The 15,057-nt window shown below is 55.1% G+C and carries 13 protein-coding genes; 10 read left to right on the top strand and 3 right to left on the bottom strand.

The features are described 5' to 3' along the window. Nucleotides 1–2 precede the first annotated feature (2 nt). Nucleotides 3–605 (bottom strand): Maf family protein, encoded by a 603-nt coding sequence (locus JHC09_RS04745; protein WP_199531033.1) that lies wholly within the window; start codon nucleotides 603–605, stop codon nucleotides 3–5. Nucleotides 606–1,045: 440 nt separating this feature from the next. Between JHC09_RS04745 and hemE the strand changes: the two genes are divergently transcribed. The 8 genes from hemE to JHC09_RS04705 all read left to right on the top strand — a co-directional run bounded on the left by hemE (nucleotide 1,046) and on the right by JHC09_RS04705 (nucleotide 9,680). Next, complete coding sequence (gene hemE, locus JHC09_RS04740) at nucleotides 1,046–2,080, top strand: uroporphyrinogen decarboxylase (RefSeq protein WP_199531032.1); 1,035 nt, start codon at nucleotides 1,046–1,048, stop codon at nucleotides 2,078–2,080. 14 nt (nucleotides 2,081–2,094) lie between these two features. Further along, nucleotides 2,095–2,523: a protoporphyrinogen oxidase HemJ gene (gene hemJ, locus JHC09_RS04735; protein ID WP_199531031.1), complete on the top strand. Its 429-nt coding sequence runs from the start codon at nucleotides 2,095–2,097 to the stop codon at nucleotides 2,521–2,523. Between the two features lie 260 nt (nucleotides 2,524–2,783). After that, the gene (gene rho, locus JHC09_RS04730) at nucleotides 2,784–4,049 is read left to right on the top strand and encodes a transcription termination factor Rho (RefSeq protein WP_169194458.1); all 1,266 of its coding nucleotides are present in this window, start codon (nucleotides 2,784–2,786) and stop codon (nucleotides 4,047–4,049) included. Between the two features lie 20 nt (nucleotides 4,050–4,069). Continuing rightward, complete coding sequence (mnmE, locus tag JHC09_RS04725) at nucleotides 4,070–5,359, top strand: tRNA uridine-5-carboxymethylaminomethyl(34) synthesis GTPase MnmE (RefSeq protein ID WP_199531030.1); 1,290 nt, start codon at nucleotides 4,070–4,072, stop codon at nucleotides 5,357–5,359. 107 nt (nucleotides 5,360–5,466) lie between these two features. After that, nucleotides 5,467–7,329 (top strand): tRNA uridine-5-carboxymethylaminomethyl(34) synthesis enzyme MnmG, encoded by a 1,863-nt coding sequence (gene mnmG, locus JHC09_RS04720; RefSeq protein ID WP_199531029.1) that lies wholly within the window; start codon nucleotides 5,467–5,469, stop codon nucleotides 7,327–7,329. Next, on the top strand, nucleotides 7,329–7,976 hold the full coding sequence (gene rsmG / locus JHC09_RS04715; protein ID WP_199531028.1) for a 16S rRNA (guanine(527)-N(7))-methyltransferase RsmG: 648 nt from the start codon (nucleotides 7,329–7,331) through the stop codon (nucleotides 7,974–7,976). Before mnmG ends, rsmG begins: the two co-directional genes overlap by 1 nt. A gap of 18 nt (nucleotides 7,977–7,994) precedes the next feature. After that, the gene (locus JHC09_RS04710; protein ID WP_199531027.1) at nucleotides 7,995–8,795 is read left to right on the top strand and encodes a ParA family protein; all 801 of its coding nucleotides are present in this window, start codon (nucleotides 7,995–7,997) and stop codon (nucleotides 8,793–8,795) included. Nucleotides 8,796–8,804: 9 nt separating this feature from the next. After that, nucleotides 8,805–9,680, top strand: a complete 876-nt coding sequence (locus JHC09_RS04705) for a ParB/RepB/Spo0J family partition protein (RefSeq protein ID WP_199531026.1) — start codon at nucleotides 8,805–8,807, stop codon at nucleotides 9,678–9,680. A gap of 56 nt (nucleotides 9,681–9,736) precedes the next feature. Here the strand turns inward: JHC09_RS04705 and holA are convergent, their stop codons facing one another. Next, entirely contained in the window at nucleotides 9,737–10,759 is a 1,023-nt protein-coding gene (gene holA / locus JHC09_RS04700; RefSeq protein WP_199531025.1) for a DNA polymerase III subunit delta, read from the bottom strand. Then, entirely contained in the window at nucleotides 10,756–13,362 is a 2,607-nt protein-coding gene (gene leuS / locus JHC09_RS04695) for a leucine--tRNA ligase (RefSeq protein WP_199531024.1), read from the bottom strand. The genes holA and leuS overlap by 4 nt, the downstream gene beginning before the upstream one ends. A 130-nt stretch (nucleotides 13,363–13,492) precedes the next feature. Between leuS and JHC09_RS04690 the strand changes: the two genes are divergently transcribed. Further along, a complete protein-coding gene (locus JHC09_RS04690; RefSeq protein WP_199531023.1) occupies nucleotides 13,493–14,185 on the top strand; it encodes a YggS family pyridoxal phosphate-dependent enzyme in 693 nt (230 codons plus the stop codon). 125 nt (nucleotides 14,186–14,310) lie between these two features. Then, on the top strand, nucleotides 14,311–14,994 hold the full coding sequence (locus JHC09_RS04685) for a response regulator transcription factor (protein ID WP_199531022.1): 684 nt from the start codon (nucleotides 14,311–14,313) through the stop codon (nucleotides 14,992–14,994). Nucleotides 14,995–15,057 lie beyond the last annotated feature (63 nt).

Below are 15,057 nucleotides of genomic sequence, written 5' to 3'. Positions count from 1 at the left end.
GATTAGTCCTGAGGAGTTAGAAGTTCCGGCGCAAAATCGCGCAAAGCTTGAAGGAGGGGCAATAGGGGAAGCCCCAGAATAGTAAAGTAGTCGCCGCTCACCTTTTCAAAAAGGCGAATGGATGGGCCTTCCAAGCGATAACCACCAACCGAAGTTAACACTGCTTCCCCCTCTAGCATGAGCACATCATCGCGCTCTTCGGGGGTAAACTCGCGCATGGTTAGTTCGGCACTCTCAAGGTGGGACCAAAGTTCAAGCCCATTCTGAACGAGCGAAACTCCGGCATGGAGCCGATGGGTTTTGCCGCGCAGCAGATCAAGCTGGTCGGCAGCCGATTGGCTCGAGGAAGGCTTGTGCAAAAGATCTGGCCCGAGAGCCAAAGTTTGGTCAGCGCCGATAACCATTGCGTTAGGAAAGAGGCTCGAAACCGCTTCCGCCTTGCGCCGCGCCAGTAGTAATGCGACGTCTCGGCCATCGCCTCCGGCCTCAGAAGCGGCGCGTTCCTCGGCACGTTCGTCCACATCTGCAGCATGGCTGGTAAAGCGCAAACCTGCGTTATTTAACAAAGACTTACGTGTTTTGCTGGTGGAGGCGAGAATAAGCATAGGGTGAGTTTATCCCCACTATCATCCACAGCTCAAGGCGGAACTGTGCGTAAGACTCATAAGTTTTGGGATTTCGAAAACTTATTCGACCTGTTCCCAAATTCATTAACAGCTCGTTTTCGCAGTGACGTGAATGCCCCTGTGTGAATCTTCGGGGAAAACTATACTAGAAGCGAATACAGATATTCGACTGAAGATTCACAGCCGGAATCGAATCGTTGACTCGGGAGTCCGCTGATTAATCTCTCGTTAACTATTTTGACTCCGGCATTGCTTAACAGTTCGTTTACAGAACTTAACAGGGCGTTAATGAACCCTCTGCGCGGACGTGTCGCCAACCACACAATTGTGGACGGGAAGGAATTCACTCAAAACACCGCTATGATAATAAAGATACGAAGTAAGAAAGACTCTATTTTAGGTTTGGAAGGGAAGGGATCATGAGCGCTGTGCCCCATAAGCCCATGCTCGCGACCGTACTGGGACAACGCCAAGAGCGTCCTCCCGTTTGGATCATGCGACAGGCAGGACGTTATCTACCGGAGTACCGTGAGACCCGTACCCAAGCGAAGAATTTCCTAGAGCTGTGCTACACGCCTGACTTGGCTGTTGAGGTTACGCTTCAGCCGCTTCGTCGCTTCGATCTCGATGCGTCGATCCTGTTCTCAGACATTTTGGTTATTCCAGATGCTCTGGGACAATCAGTGCGCTTTGAAACAGGTGAGGGTCCACTTCTCGAGCCTCTCGATCCAGCCGGTGTTGACCGCTTGGATCGGAGCAGAGCTTTGGAGCACTTAGCGCCTGTTCTCGAAACAGTGCGTCGCCTCAGAGCTGCATTGCCACCGGAAAAGACGCTGATCGGCTTCTGCGGTGCTCCATGGACTGTGGCGACCTATATGCTTGGCGGTCGCGGGTCCTCGGATCAGTGGGTGGCGCGCAAGTTCGCTCTCCAGCACCCCGAGGCTTTCGATAAGCTGATGGATATCCTGGTCGACACCAGCATTGATTATCTTGAAGCGCAGTTCAAAGCTGGTGCTGATGTTGTTCAGATTTTTGAGAGCTGGGCTCTCAATCTCGACGACACCTCGTTCGTCCGGAATGTGATGGACCCGAACCGGAGGATCGTTGAGGGGCTACGTGCACGCATCCCCAATGCGCCAATCATTGGTTTTCCACGCGGTGCTGCGGGTAATATTCTGCGCTATGCCGAAGCGACCAAGGTCAACGCGGTTGGGATCGACTATGCCACGCCACTCGATTTCGTCTGCAAAACCCTACCGACCACACTGACGGTACAGGGAAATCTTGATCCGCTCCGTCTGGTTGTTGGTGGCGAAGCGATGGAAACCCAGGCGCGCAAAATCATCGAGGCCTTCTCCGATCGTCCGCATGTGTTCAATCTTGGCCACGGCATTGTGCCCGAAACCCCGATCGCGCATGTCGAACGTCTGATCGAAATTATTAAGCGCGGTTAAGGGATTTTTCGAAAATGCTCGAAATGTGGGTCAAAGCCCTACACGTCATTTCGGTGATTTGTTGGATGGCCGGGATGTTCTACCTGCCGCGCCTGTTCGTGTATCACACCAAGGTTGCCGTCGGCTCTGAGCAGTCGGAAATGTTCAAGGTGATGGAACGTCGTTTGTTCCGAGCCATCACCACGCCGGCAATGATTGCGAGTTGGATTTTTGGCCTGTGGATGATCCATCTTGGTTTGATGGATTTTTCGACCGGCTGGACTTGGATTAAGCTGATTGCCGTTCTCGGCATGTCGGCCTGTCACGGGATTTTGGCTAAGCAACTGAAAGCTTTTGCTCAGGACAAGAATACCAAGTCAGAAAAATTCTACCGCGTTATCAACGAGGTGCCGACGGTTCTGATGCTGATCATCGTTATCATGGTGGTCGTGAAGCCGTTCTAAGCAGAACGCTAAAGTTCAGGAATTTGATAACGGGGTAAGCAGTGCTTACTCCGTTTTCTTTTTGCCCGGCGGTCTGTGCAGTTTCACGTGAATCCGCCTGGTCGCTATTCAATCTTGAAAAATCTCTGGGATCGGAGTAGATGATAGGGCGAAGCACCCCATAGGGCGCGGTTTCCCAAACCGTCGCGGCGTGCTGATCAACTCCCCATTTTCTGATTTACCTTCGTTTTATCGATATCCCTCAAGGGCCCGTCGCATACATGCAGAATATCAAGCTCAGCGAGCTCAAGGCCAAATCACCGGCCGAACTCTTGGCTTTTGCCGAGGAGCTGGAGGTCGAAAACGCTTCGACCATGCGCAAGCAGGAATTGATGTTCGCCATTCTCAAGGAATTGGCGGCTCAGGATATCAACATCGTCGGTGAAGGCGTGGTTGAGGTGCTCCCAGACGGGTTCGGCTTCCTACGTTCGCCAGATGCGAATTATCTACCAGGTCCGGACGACATCTATGTCAGCCCGAGCCAGATCCGTCGTTTCGGTTTGCGCACCGGCGATACGGTTGAGGGCGAGATTCGTTCTCCCAAGGAAGGCGAGCGCTATTTCGCGCTGCTCAAGGTCAGCACGATCAATTTCGAGGATCCCGAAGCTGTCCGTCATAAGGTCAACTTCGACAACCTCACCCCGCTCTATCCTGAAGAACGTCTCCGGATGGAGCTGCCAGATCCGACAACAAAGGATCGTTCGGCTCGTCTTCTCGATCTGGTTGCGCCGCTCGGCAAGGGCCAGCGCGCATTGATTGTTGCGCCGCCGCGTACTGGTAAGACTGTACTGTTGCAGAATATCGCACAGTCGATCGCGACCAATCACCCGGAATGCTATTTGATCGTTCTGTTGATCGACGAACGTCCGGAAGAAGTGACCGACATGCAGCGCTCGGTTCGCGGTGAAGTCATTTCCTCAACCTTCGACGAACCAGCAAGCCGCCACGTTCAGGTTGCTGAAATGGTGATCGAAAAGGCGAAGCGCCTGGTCGAACACAAGCGTGACGTTGTTATCCTGCTCGACTCGATCACCCGTCTTGGTCGCGCTTACAACACAGTGGTGCCTAGCTCGGGCAAGGTTCTCACCGGTGGTGTTGATGCGAACGCGCTGCAGCGTCCTAAGCGCTTCTTCGGCGCGGCACGTAACATCGAAGACGGTGGTTCTTTGACTATCATCTCGACAGCGCTGATCGACACCGGTTCGCGCATGGACGAAGTGATCTTCGAAGAATTCAAGGGCACCGGTAACTCGGAAATCGTCCTTGATCGCAAGGTCGCTGATAAGCGCGTCTTCCCGGCTATCGACATCAATAAGTCCGGTACCCGCAAGGAAGAACTCCTCGTCGATACGGATATTCTGCGCAAGATGTATGTACTGCGCCGTATCCTCAACCCGATGGGGACAATCGACGCGATGGAATTCCTGGTCGACAAGGTTCGTCAGACCAAGACCAATTCCGATTTCTTCGACTCAATGAACACCTAATAGACTAGACGGAGCCGGGCATGCAGGCGGGCGACACAATCATGGCGCTCTCCTCCGGCTCCTTGCCGGCCGGAGTGGCAGTAATCCGCCTCTCTGGCCCGCTGGTCCAACAGGCACTACAAACTCTAGCAGGCGACGTCCCAGCCGCCCGCAAAATGGCTCTCCGCTCTATTGGAGCAGATCGAGCACTGGATCAGGGCCTTGTGGTCTTCTTTCCTTCTCCCAACAGTTTTACCGGCGAAGATTGCGCCGAGCTTCACGTCCATGGGTCGCCTGCGGGCGTAAAAGCCATTTTGGCCGAACTGGGCACGCTTGGGCTGCGCTTTGCTGAGGCCGGTGAATTTACCCGCCGGGCGTTCGAAAATGGAAAACTGGATCTCATCGAAGTTGAGGGGCTTGGCGATCTCCTTTCTGCCGAAACAGAAAAGCAGCGTCAGCAAGCTCTTGCACGTTATGACGGACGGTTGACGGAAGAGATCGACCGCTGGCGCGATACGCTTCTTGACTTGCGTGCAGAAATTGAAGCCCGGCTTGATTTTTCGGACGAAGGTGACGTCTCAGACGACCTGCCCACCAATTGGGTCGATCAGCTCTCAATCCTTGAAAGTGCCATTGGTCGCGCGTTAGAATCTGTCGAAAGTGGTCGCATCGTACGAGAAGGTCTGCGCGTTGCCCTGGCTGGGGCGCCAAATGCCGGAAAATCGAGTCTTATCAACGCGCTTTCTCGATCCGACGTCGCCATTGTGTCTGATGAAGCGGGCACCACTCGCGACGTACGCGAAGTCCCACTCGACATAGGCGGCCAAAAATTTGTTCTTTTGGATCTGGCTGGTCTCCGGGAGACCGACAGCAAAGCTGAAGCCGAGGGGGTTAAGCGCGCTCACAAGGCGATCGCTGATGCCGACATTGTTCTCTGGCTTCGCGCCCCCGATGTTGAAGACATTGATGTACCAGAAACAACTGGTTACCTCGTCACCCTCGGCACCAAGTCAGACATAGCTGCCGTAGACGCAGATTTTGCGATCTCCACAGAAACAGGGGCAGGGCTCCCTCAGTTATTCGCTCATCTGGCAAAGCTTGGGGAAGCGGTTACGGGTGTTGAGCCGAGCCTTGTTAGCCACGAGCGCGACCGTCAGTCCCTGCAGTCTGCCTTGGCCACTTTGCAAGAGACACGCGGCGCCCTCCATGATTGGGAGCTTGCAGCTGAAAGTCTGCGCAATACATCAGCCGCACTTGAGCGTATGATCGGCCGCCTTGATGCCGAGCGCGTTCTCGATCGGCTCTTTTCTAGCTTTTGCATTGGCAAGTGATTCACGTGAAACACGGGTGAAACGTCCCGTGGAGCTTCACGCTTAAGCCAAAATGTTGATTCACGTGAAACACTGGCCTATTTGATGCGCCTTGGAGAGTTTTACCCATGAGCGACTACGCCGTTATCGTTGTTGGTGGTGGTCACGCTGGTACGGAAGCCGCAGCTGCGTCTGCCCGTCTTGGCGTCCCCACGGCCCTTGTTACCCATCGCTTCGATACGATTGGGGAGATGAGCTGTAACCCAGCCATTGGTGGCTTGGGCAAAGGCCATCTCGTCCGAGAAATCGACGCGCTCGATGGTCTCATGGGCCTCGTCGCTGATAAAGCCGGCATCCAGTTTCGCGTCCTCAACCGCCGCAAGGGACCTGCTGTACGCGGCCCGCGCGCGCAGGCAGATCGTAAGCTTTATCGTGAAGCTATGCAGGCTGCGATCACCGCACAGCCAAACCTCGATGTGATCGAAGGCGAAGTCGACGACATTGAAGTCACCAATGGTCATGTCTCTGGCGTTGTGCTGCTCGATGGTCGTCGCATTGGCACCAAGGCAGTTGTCCTGACAACCGGTACCTTCTTACGCGGTCTCATTCACCGCGGCGAGTTTACCGAGCCCGCTGGTCGCGTCGGTGAAAAGCCAGTGCTCGGCCTGTCGACACGTCTCGAAGGCCTTGGTCTTGCTCTCGGTCGCCTAAAGACGGGCACTCCTGCACGCCTTGACGGCACCTCCATCGATTATTCTGTTCTAGAAGAACAGCCCGGCGATGATCCAATCGAAGCGTTTTCGGCTTTGACGGACGAGATGACCACGCCGCAGGTATCGTGCCACATCACGCGCACAACCGCCGAAACGCATAAAATTATCAGCGATAACATTCATCGTTCGGCCATGTATTCTGGCCGCATTCAATCGCGTGGCCCCCGCTATTGCCCGTCGATCGAGGATAAAATTGTCCGCTTCGCCGATCGTGACAGCCATCAAATCTTTCTGGAACCGGAAGGGTTAGAGGACAAGACCGTTTATCCAAACGGTCTTTCCACCTCCTTGCCTGACGATGTTCAGGAAGCATTCCTCCGTTCCATGCCGGGCCTGGAAAATGTCAAAATCATCCGCCCAGGCTATGCGATTGAATATGATTATGTAGATCCGCGTGAACTGCGGCCCACTCTGGAAGTCAAGCGCCAGCCTGGTCTCTATCTCGCGGGTCAGATCAACGGCACGACCGGGTATGAAGAAGCGGGAGCGCAGGGGCTGCTTGCTGGTGCCAATGCTGCACTTGCCGCAAAGGGCGCGGAGCCTCTCATCCTGTCGCGAACGGAGAGCTACCTCGGCGTCATGGTCGACGATCTTGTCACCCGTGGTGTTTCCGAACCCTATCGTATGTTCACCTCGCGAGCAGAGTTCCGTTTGCACTTGCGTGCCGACAACGCTGATCAGCGGCTGACTATGCTGGGCATTGAAAAGGGTGTGGTAGGCGATCGCCGGGCCAGCTATTACGCCGAAAAGTCGGCCAAGCTAGAGCATGGGAGGACACTCCTCAGAACGCTCAGCGCTTCACCGACTGAGGCCCGTAAGGCGGGCCTGCCCGTCAATGAAGATGGCAAACGCCGTTCCGCATTTGAGCTTTTGTCTTACCCTGACTTTGAGGCAAGTGATCTTACCAAACTTTGGCCGGAGATTGCTGATCTCGACACCGAAGTGTTGGAGCAAGTGTCTATCGACGCGCAGTATGCGGTTTACCTCGATCGCCAGAAGTCAGACATCGAAGCGGTCCGTCGCGATGAGCAACGCGCCATTCCCGATGATCTCGATTATATGGAGATCCCAGGTCTATCTATGGAACTGCGTCACAAGCTGACCCAGTACAAGCCGCAGACCATTGCTCAGGCTCAAGCAATGGATGGTATGACGCCAGCAGCGATTACGCTGCTATTGGCTGTCATCAGACGTGGTGCTCTTCGTAAGGCGGGTTAATGTCTAATACTCAATATGTTTCCGCCTATGCTGCGGCGCTATCACGACCGGTTGAGGTCGTCGCAAGAGACTTGGAATCCTATGCCAATCTTTTGCGTAAATGGCAGAAGGTTCAGAATCTTGTTTCACGTGAAACACTGAATGAGCTTTGGACCCGCCATTTCGCTGATAGCCTCCAGGCCCTAACAGTGCTCGAAGAATCAGATCGGCTTGTTATGGATATTGGCAGCGGCGGCGGTTTTCCGGCGCTGCCGATGGCAATCGGATCGAAAGGGATGGATCGCAAATTCGTGCTTGTCGAACCAACTTCCAGAAAAGTGAGCTTTCTCCGCGCTGTAGCGCGAGAACTGTCTTTGAATGTACAAGTCTTCGGGAATCGTACTGATGAGATTGATTCACGTGAAACAGGTGTACCAGACGTAATTACTTCCCGAGCACTGGCTGCTTTGCCGCAGTTATGTGATTGGATGCACCCCTTTTTCGGCGAAAATACTCGTGCAGTTCTGCACAAAGGCCGAGAACATGTTGAAGAGATCAAACTAGCCCGTACCCACTGGGACTTTGATGTGTTAACAAAAGGTAGTGACACTGACCCGGGCGGCGTGATCCTAACGATCACCGGTTTAAAACCGAGGTTAGCGAGTTAACGGCAAGCGGAGGCCGATTTGGCACCCCGAATCCTTACTTTAGCCAATCAAAAGGGCGGTGTCGGTAAAACGACAACAGCCATCAATCTTGCAACGGCACTTGCCGCTATCGGTGAGCGCGTGTTGATTGTCGACCTTGATCCGCAGGGCAATGCCTCCACGGGTCTAGGCATCAATCGCACCGACCGCGCATTGTCGGCCTATGACGTCTTGGTTGGTGAAGCGACCGTCGTCGAAGCATCGATCATGACGACGGTGCCCAATGTGGCAATTGTCCCGTCGACGATGGACTTGCTCGGGGTGGAATTGACCATTGCCGGGCAGGGCGATCGGGCCTTCAAGTTGCGCAATGCCTTTAAGCAGGTTGATGAGATGCGGATCAACGACAAGCCGGTGAGCTATATTCTCATCGATTGTCCGCCCTCGCTGAACCTTCTTACGGTCAATTCACTTGTCGCGGCCGACGCTGTGCTGGTGCCACTGCAGTGCGAGTTTTTCGCCCTTGAGGGGCTTTCGCAGCTCCTGCAGACCATTGAGCAGATACGCTCTACTCTCAATCCGCGCCTTTCGATCCAGGGTGTGGTGATGACCATGTTTGATAAGCGCAACAATCTTTCCGAGCAGGTTCTTGCGGACGTGCGTAGCGAAATGGGTGATCTGGTCTATGACACAGTCATTCCGCGCAATGTTCGCCTTTCGGAAGCGCCGTCCTACGGCAAACCGGCATTGCTTTACGATTTGAAGTGCGCAGGGTCTCAGGCCTATCTGCGCCTTGCCACTGAAGTTATCCGCCGCGAGCGGCGCCTGAACGCAGCTTAGGAGCGCAGAATGACAGACAAACCGACACGTCTTGGCCGGGGTCTTGCAGCGCTTATTGGCGACATGGCTTCTATCGAAGGTGCACGCGTGACCGAGTCGGGTTCCGGCGGCAAAAAATTGCCACTGGAATTCATCATTCCGAACCGTGCGAACCCGCGTCGCACGTTCAACGATGAGCAACTCGAAGAACTGACGAACTCGATCCGTGAGAAGGGCGTAATGTCGCCGCTTCTAGTCCGTCCAACGACCGATCCAAACATTTTCGAGTTGATCGCTGGTGAACGTCGTTGGCGCGCGTCTCAAAAAGCAGGCCTTCACGACGTTCCGGTCATCGTTCGTGATGTTGACGATAAGGAAGCGCTCGAACTAGCGATTATCGAAAACGTTCAACGCGCCGACCTTAACCCGCTCGAAGAAGCAATGGGTTATGGGCAGCTGATTGAGCAGTTTGAATATACTCAGCAGGACCTGGCGCAAGTTATCGGCAAATCGCGATCGCATGTAGCGAACACGCTGCGCTTGCTTAAGTTGCCAGAAGACGTTCGCGGCATGGTCTCGAGCGGAACACTGACCGCTGGTCACGCACGCACGTTGATCACTGTCGACGACCCGACAGCACTGGCACATGAGATCGTTGAAAAGGGGCTTTCGGTTCGCGAAGCAGAAGCGCTTAGCCAGCAGCGCGATATCCCTTCCAAAAAGCCGGTTGTAAGCCGCGCTGAGCCCGATACAGACACTTTGGCGCTACAGCGTCGCCTGGCCGACGCGCTGGGCCTGACGGTGGCTCTAAATCATTCTGACAAGGGTGGTAAGCTAGAGATCCGCTACAAGACACTCGAACAGTTGGACGATATCTGCATGCGTCTAACAGGGCGGACTAACTAAGCCTTTGTTTTAATAGATGTTCCACGTGAAACGCGCCCTTTTTTGGGGCGCGTTTTTTATTGTGTGGCGGCCATCATGCACAGTGCCAGGGTCGTTCTTCTCAATACTGCCTCCGCCAAAGCGGGACGGCGGCGACTGTCCGAAGTCGCTTGCAGAAGGCGGTCCGCGGCGATTGCTAGGGAGCGGTCCGACCAGAGACGCAATTGCTGCTCAAGTGTCCCCATCCGTGAAAAGTGGGGTTTGGGCTTTACACCCTCCAACACAGTTCGAGCTGGCTTGCCTTTGTCCACTTCGGTCCGCCAACGGCGAAGACTGGCAAAATGATTGGTCAGCATAGCCAGTAATTGCTGGGGATTCACATTTGCGGAAACTGCACGGTTGAGTGCCAACTCTAGCTTTTCGGCGTGCCCGCCGCCTGTCGAATCCAAAATTGCGTCTATGGCTAAGGCACCGTTGTCGGCACAAAGTAACAGAACGTCCTCGCGGGTAAGGTGTTTGGTTTTGGCTGAGTAAAGCGTCAGCTTTTCCAATTCGCGACGCGTGATCTCGCGGTCGTTACCAAGGATTTCTCGTAGGCTTGGAATAACGTCGTTGTCGTGCCGAATGCCGTTCTGGTTAAACGTTTCACGCATGAGCGCAATAAGGGTTTCGTCGCTATCCGGGTAGCACGGCAAAGCGCGCCCCAATTTAGCGCCTTCGACAAGTGCACGCAGAGCGTCCTTGGGCGTGAGATTATCGGCCTCGAGCACGATGGCTGTACCACCGGGATCATCAACGAGTTCTTTGAGTGGCGCAGCTAGTGTTTTACTGGCATTTCTCACGCGAATGATGCGTTTTCCGCCAAACAGTGAGACTGACCGGGCTTCTAGCACGAGAAGTGAAGGATCTGCGTTAAGTTCCGGACCATCAAAAATCGTGACATTGGCTGAGCCAGGATCGTCACCAGACAGATAGCGGATTAGCCGCTGGGCGGTCTCACGAACAAGACCGCCGTCTGGGCCATAAGCGAGAAAGATGCCCTCGCTGAGGTCGGGGCGCGCTAGATAGCGCGCCACCTCATGTGCTTTAAGCGACGTCATACAACAATGTTGATGATGCGATCGGGAACGACCACGATCTTCTTCGGGGTCTTGCCTTCGAGCGCCTTGGTGACGGCTTCAAGTGCAAGCGCCTGAGCTTCGACCTCAGCGGCCGCTGTACCCTTAGCCACAACCAGTTCGCCACGGCGCTTGCCGTTGATCTGGATGGGCATGGTTACTTCATCATCGACGAGAAGCTTAGCATCAACCTCTGGCCAGAGAGCGTCGGCAACGAGGCCTTCTGCGCCGATTACGTCCCAGCATGTTTCGGCCAAGTGCGGCATCATCGGGCTGATCAGTTGGATCAACGAGCGTGTGCCTTCATTCAGCGCCGTTTGCGTTGCGGCGCCGGGCTTGCCGTTTACAGCTTTTACCAATGCGTTGGTGAGTTCGTAAATCTGGGCTACCGCACGGTTGAAACGCAGGCCTTCGATGTCCTGAGCCACGCCGTGGACGGAACGGTGCACAATCTTGCGCAGAGCAAGGGCTGCGGTTTCGTCAACGGCATCGCTTGCGGTCGCCGGAGCTGCATCCACGAGATCATTGACCAAACGCCAGACGCGCTGCTGGAAGCGGCTTGCGCCTTCAACACCCGCTTCGGTCCACTGAACGTCGCGTTCAGGTGGGGAATCCGAGAGCATGAACCAACGCGCGGTATCGGCACCGTAGGACGAAACGATTTCGTCTGGATCGACCACGTTCTTCTTGGACTTGCTCATCTTTTCAACAGAACCAATGGACACTGGTTCGTTGTTGGACAGCAGGCGCGCAGAACGGACGTCACCATTGGTTTCGATGGCGATATCGGTTGGATTGACCCAAGCGCCATCCGTGGACTTGTAAGTCTCGTGGGTGACCATGCCCTGAGTGAACAAGCCCTTGAACGGTTCATCTACGCCAACATGACCAGTGGCCTTCATCGCGCGGGTGAAGAAGCGGCTGTAGAGCAGGTGCAGGATCGCGTGTTCTACGCCGCCGATGTACTGGTCCACCGGAAGCCAGCGATTGGCGACAGCCGGTACCGTGGGGGTATCCGCATGTGGGGCAGTGAAGCGGGTAAAATACCAGGACGAGTCGACAAAGGTGTCCATGGTGTCGGTTTCACGACGCGCGGCAACACCACACTGTGGGCAGTTGGTGTGCTTCCAGGTCGGGTGATGGTCGAGCGCATTGCCCGGCTTATCGAAGGAAACGTCTTCCGGTAGAATGACCGGCAGGTCCTTCTTTGGCACAGGCAGCGTTCCACACACTTCGCAGTGGATGACTGGGATCGGGCAACCCCAATATCGCTGACGGGAAATCCCCCAGTCGCGAAGGCGATAGTTGACTTCAACCGCGCCCTGCGGCTGGCCATCAACTGTACGTGCACCAAAGACTTCCGCCATCTTTGCTTTGGCAGCATCGATGGTGAGGCCGTTGAGGAACTCAGAGTTAAAGATGGTGCCACCGTCGACATAGGCTTCGTCGGCAACAGCAAATGTGGCCGGGTCGGTGTCTGCTGGCAGAACGACGGCCTTTACCGGCAGATCGTATTTACGAGCGAAATCTAGGTCGCGCTGGTCATGTGCTGGGCAACCAAAGATTGCGCCAGTGCCATAGTCCATGAGGACGAAGTTGGCGACATAGACGGGCAGGGTCGCGCCTTCGACCACCGGGTGTTTCACGTGGAGACCGGTGAACACGCCCTTCTTTTCCGCCTTTTCAAGCGTTTCAGTGGCTGTGCCCTGACGACGGAATTCAGCAACAAATTCAGTGAGCTCTGGGCTCGATTTGGCCAGTTCAGCGGTCAGCGGGTGGTCTGGCGATAGGGCAAGGAAGGAAGCGCCGAAAATAGTGTCCGGACGGGTGGTAAACACCTCGACCGACGTTGCGGCGGTCTTGTCGGAGCCGACCAGTTCGAACAGGAGGCGCATGCCTTCTGACTGGCCGATCCAGTTGCGCTGCATGGTGCGCACTTTTTCTGGCCATTCGGTCAGCGTGTCTATGGCTTCGAGCAGGTCTTCAGCAAAATCAGAGATCTTGAAGAACCACTGCGTCAGCTCGCGCTGCTCAACTGCAGCGCCCGAGCGCCAACCCTTGCCATCAATAACCTGCTCATTGGCGAGAACGGTCATGTCGACCGGATCCCAATTCACCTTTGAGCTCTTGCGGGTCACGAGACCGGCTTCAAGCATATCGATGAACATGGCCTGCTGGTGCTGGTAATAGTCAGGCGAGCAGGTGGCGATTTCGCGCGTCCAATCAATGGAGAGGCCCATCGATTTCAGCTGCTTCTTCATCGCCTCAATATTGGCATAGGTCCAAGTCCCCGGATGGGTATTGCGTTCGATCGCAGCATTTTCAGCTGGCAGACCAAAAGCGTCCCAACCCATTGGGTGGAGCACATTTTTGCCCTTCGCACGGTGATAGCGCGCCACCACGTCGCCCATGGCGTAGTTGCGCACGTGGCCCATATGAATGCGACCCGAGGGGTAGGGGAACATCTCTAGGACGTAGTAAGGGTCGCGCGGATCATCGTTGGACGTCACAAAGCTCTGGCGCTCGTCCCAGATCTTTTGCCATTTCGGTTCGCTTTCGCGCGGATTGTAGCGTTCGCCGCTCAACTCGGATCGTCCTTACAAATCTAACACAGCATGTCGCAGGAGGGTTGCGCCGCTTGCGTTTTCAGGGGTTTTTAGCTACCCGGACCATCACCAGAAATCCCTTGTCAGGTCAACAGCTACGGGGTCTGCAATGACAGGCAGCATCAGCAGCGCCCAAACTGCGCTCAACGACATCAAAGCACGGATAGAGACGGCACGGCTTCGCTTCGGCGCGCCGCCCGAAACCGTTGACTTGGTTGCAGTTTCCAAGACTTTTTCAGCCGATGAGGTCCTTCCATTTCTGCAGGCAGGCCAGCGCGTTTTCGGTGAAAACCGTGTTCAGGAGGCCAAAGATAAGTGGCCGTCATTGCGCGAGAAGTTTGCTAACGTGCAATTGCACTTGATTGGCCCACTCCAGACCAACAAAGCGCGTGAGGCCGTGGCACTGTTTGATGTCATCGAAAGCGTTGACCGGGAGAAGGTGGCCGCAGTGCTGGCCGAGGAGATGAAGCGTGCGGATAAATCCATACCGTGCTTTGTGCAGGTCAACATTGGTGGCGAAGAGCAAAAGGCCGGGATCGCGATTGCCGACACGGTCGCTTTCGTAAAACGCTGTCGTGAGGTCCACGGGCTCAACATCATTGGCCTGATGTGCATTCCCCCAGACGGCCAGCCCGCAGGAAGCTATTTTGCCCATCTCAGCCAACTTGGCCAGGAGGCCGGTGTCTCACACCTCTCGATGGGAATGAGCGGCGATTTTGAAACCGCGATTGCTATGGGGGCAACCCATGTGCGCGTGGGTTCGGCCCTGTTCGGTAAGCGGCCGGCGACAATCTCGGCCTAAACCTGCAACTTTTCCGTATGTTTCCACGTTGCCTTCTCAATAACGGCGATGTGATGAGGCGTGCCCTTTTTAGGTCGCGTCTTTGTGATCTCGCTCGACCAGAGTGGAAACGCGCGGAGTAAAATATGAATAAGCGGCGCATCTTGGTTGTGGATGACGATACCGATCTACGGCGGACGCTCGTCGAACAGCTCGCGGCGGAGCCCGATTTCGAGATCGTTGAAGCAGGCACAGCGAGTGATGCTTTCGTTGCGGTGCGTGGGAACAATGTTGATCTCACCATCATGGACGTCGGTTTGCCTGATATGGACGGCCGCGATGCTGTGCGCACCCTGCGTCAGGAAGGCTATTCGAGCCCCGTATTGCTCCTGACCGGCCACGACAGTGACGCCGACGAGATTCAAGGACTTGAATCGGGCGCGAATGACTATGTGACCAAGCCGTTCCGCTATCCGGTGCTTTTGGCGCGTATTCAGGCGGCTTTACGCCAGCATGACAGCAGTGAAGACGCCGTTTTCACTATTGGTCCCTACAACTTCCATCCTGCTGGTAAGACAATGGAAATGGCGGACGGCACCAAGGTCCGCTTAACCGATAAAGAAACATCGATACTGAAGTTTCTCTATCGTCAGGGTCCGAAAACCATCACGCGTGACATCCTCCTAAAGGAGGTTTGGGGTTACAATAATCGGGTGACCACCCATACGTTAGAGACCCATATCTACCGGCTTCGCCAAAAGATTGAGCGCGATCCATCCAATGCACGTCTTCTCGTTACGGAAGATGGTGGGTATCGTCTCGTTCCCTAAAAGACAAAAGAGTTCATTCTCCCCCAGAACTCGATTATAGCTTGCCAAAGGCCGCTTCGATGA

Source organism: Devosia sp. MC532 (assembly GCF_016461625.1).
Lineage (GTDB): Bacteria > Pseudomonadota > Alphaproteobacteria > Rhizobiales > Devosiaceae > Devosia.
Note: the sequence above shows the minus strand (reverse complement) of the source record. Positions and strands in the feature narration are given on the sequence as shown.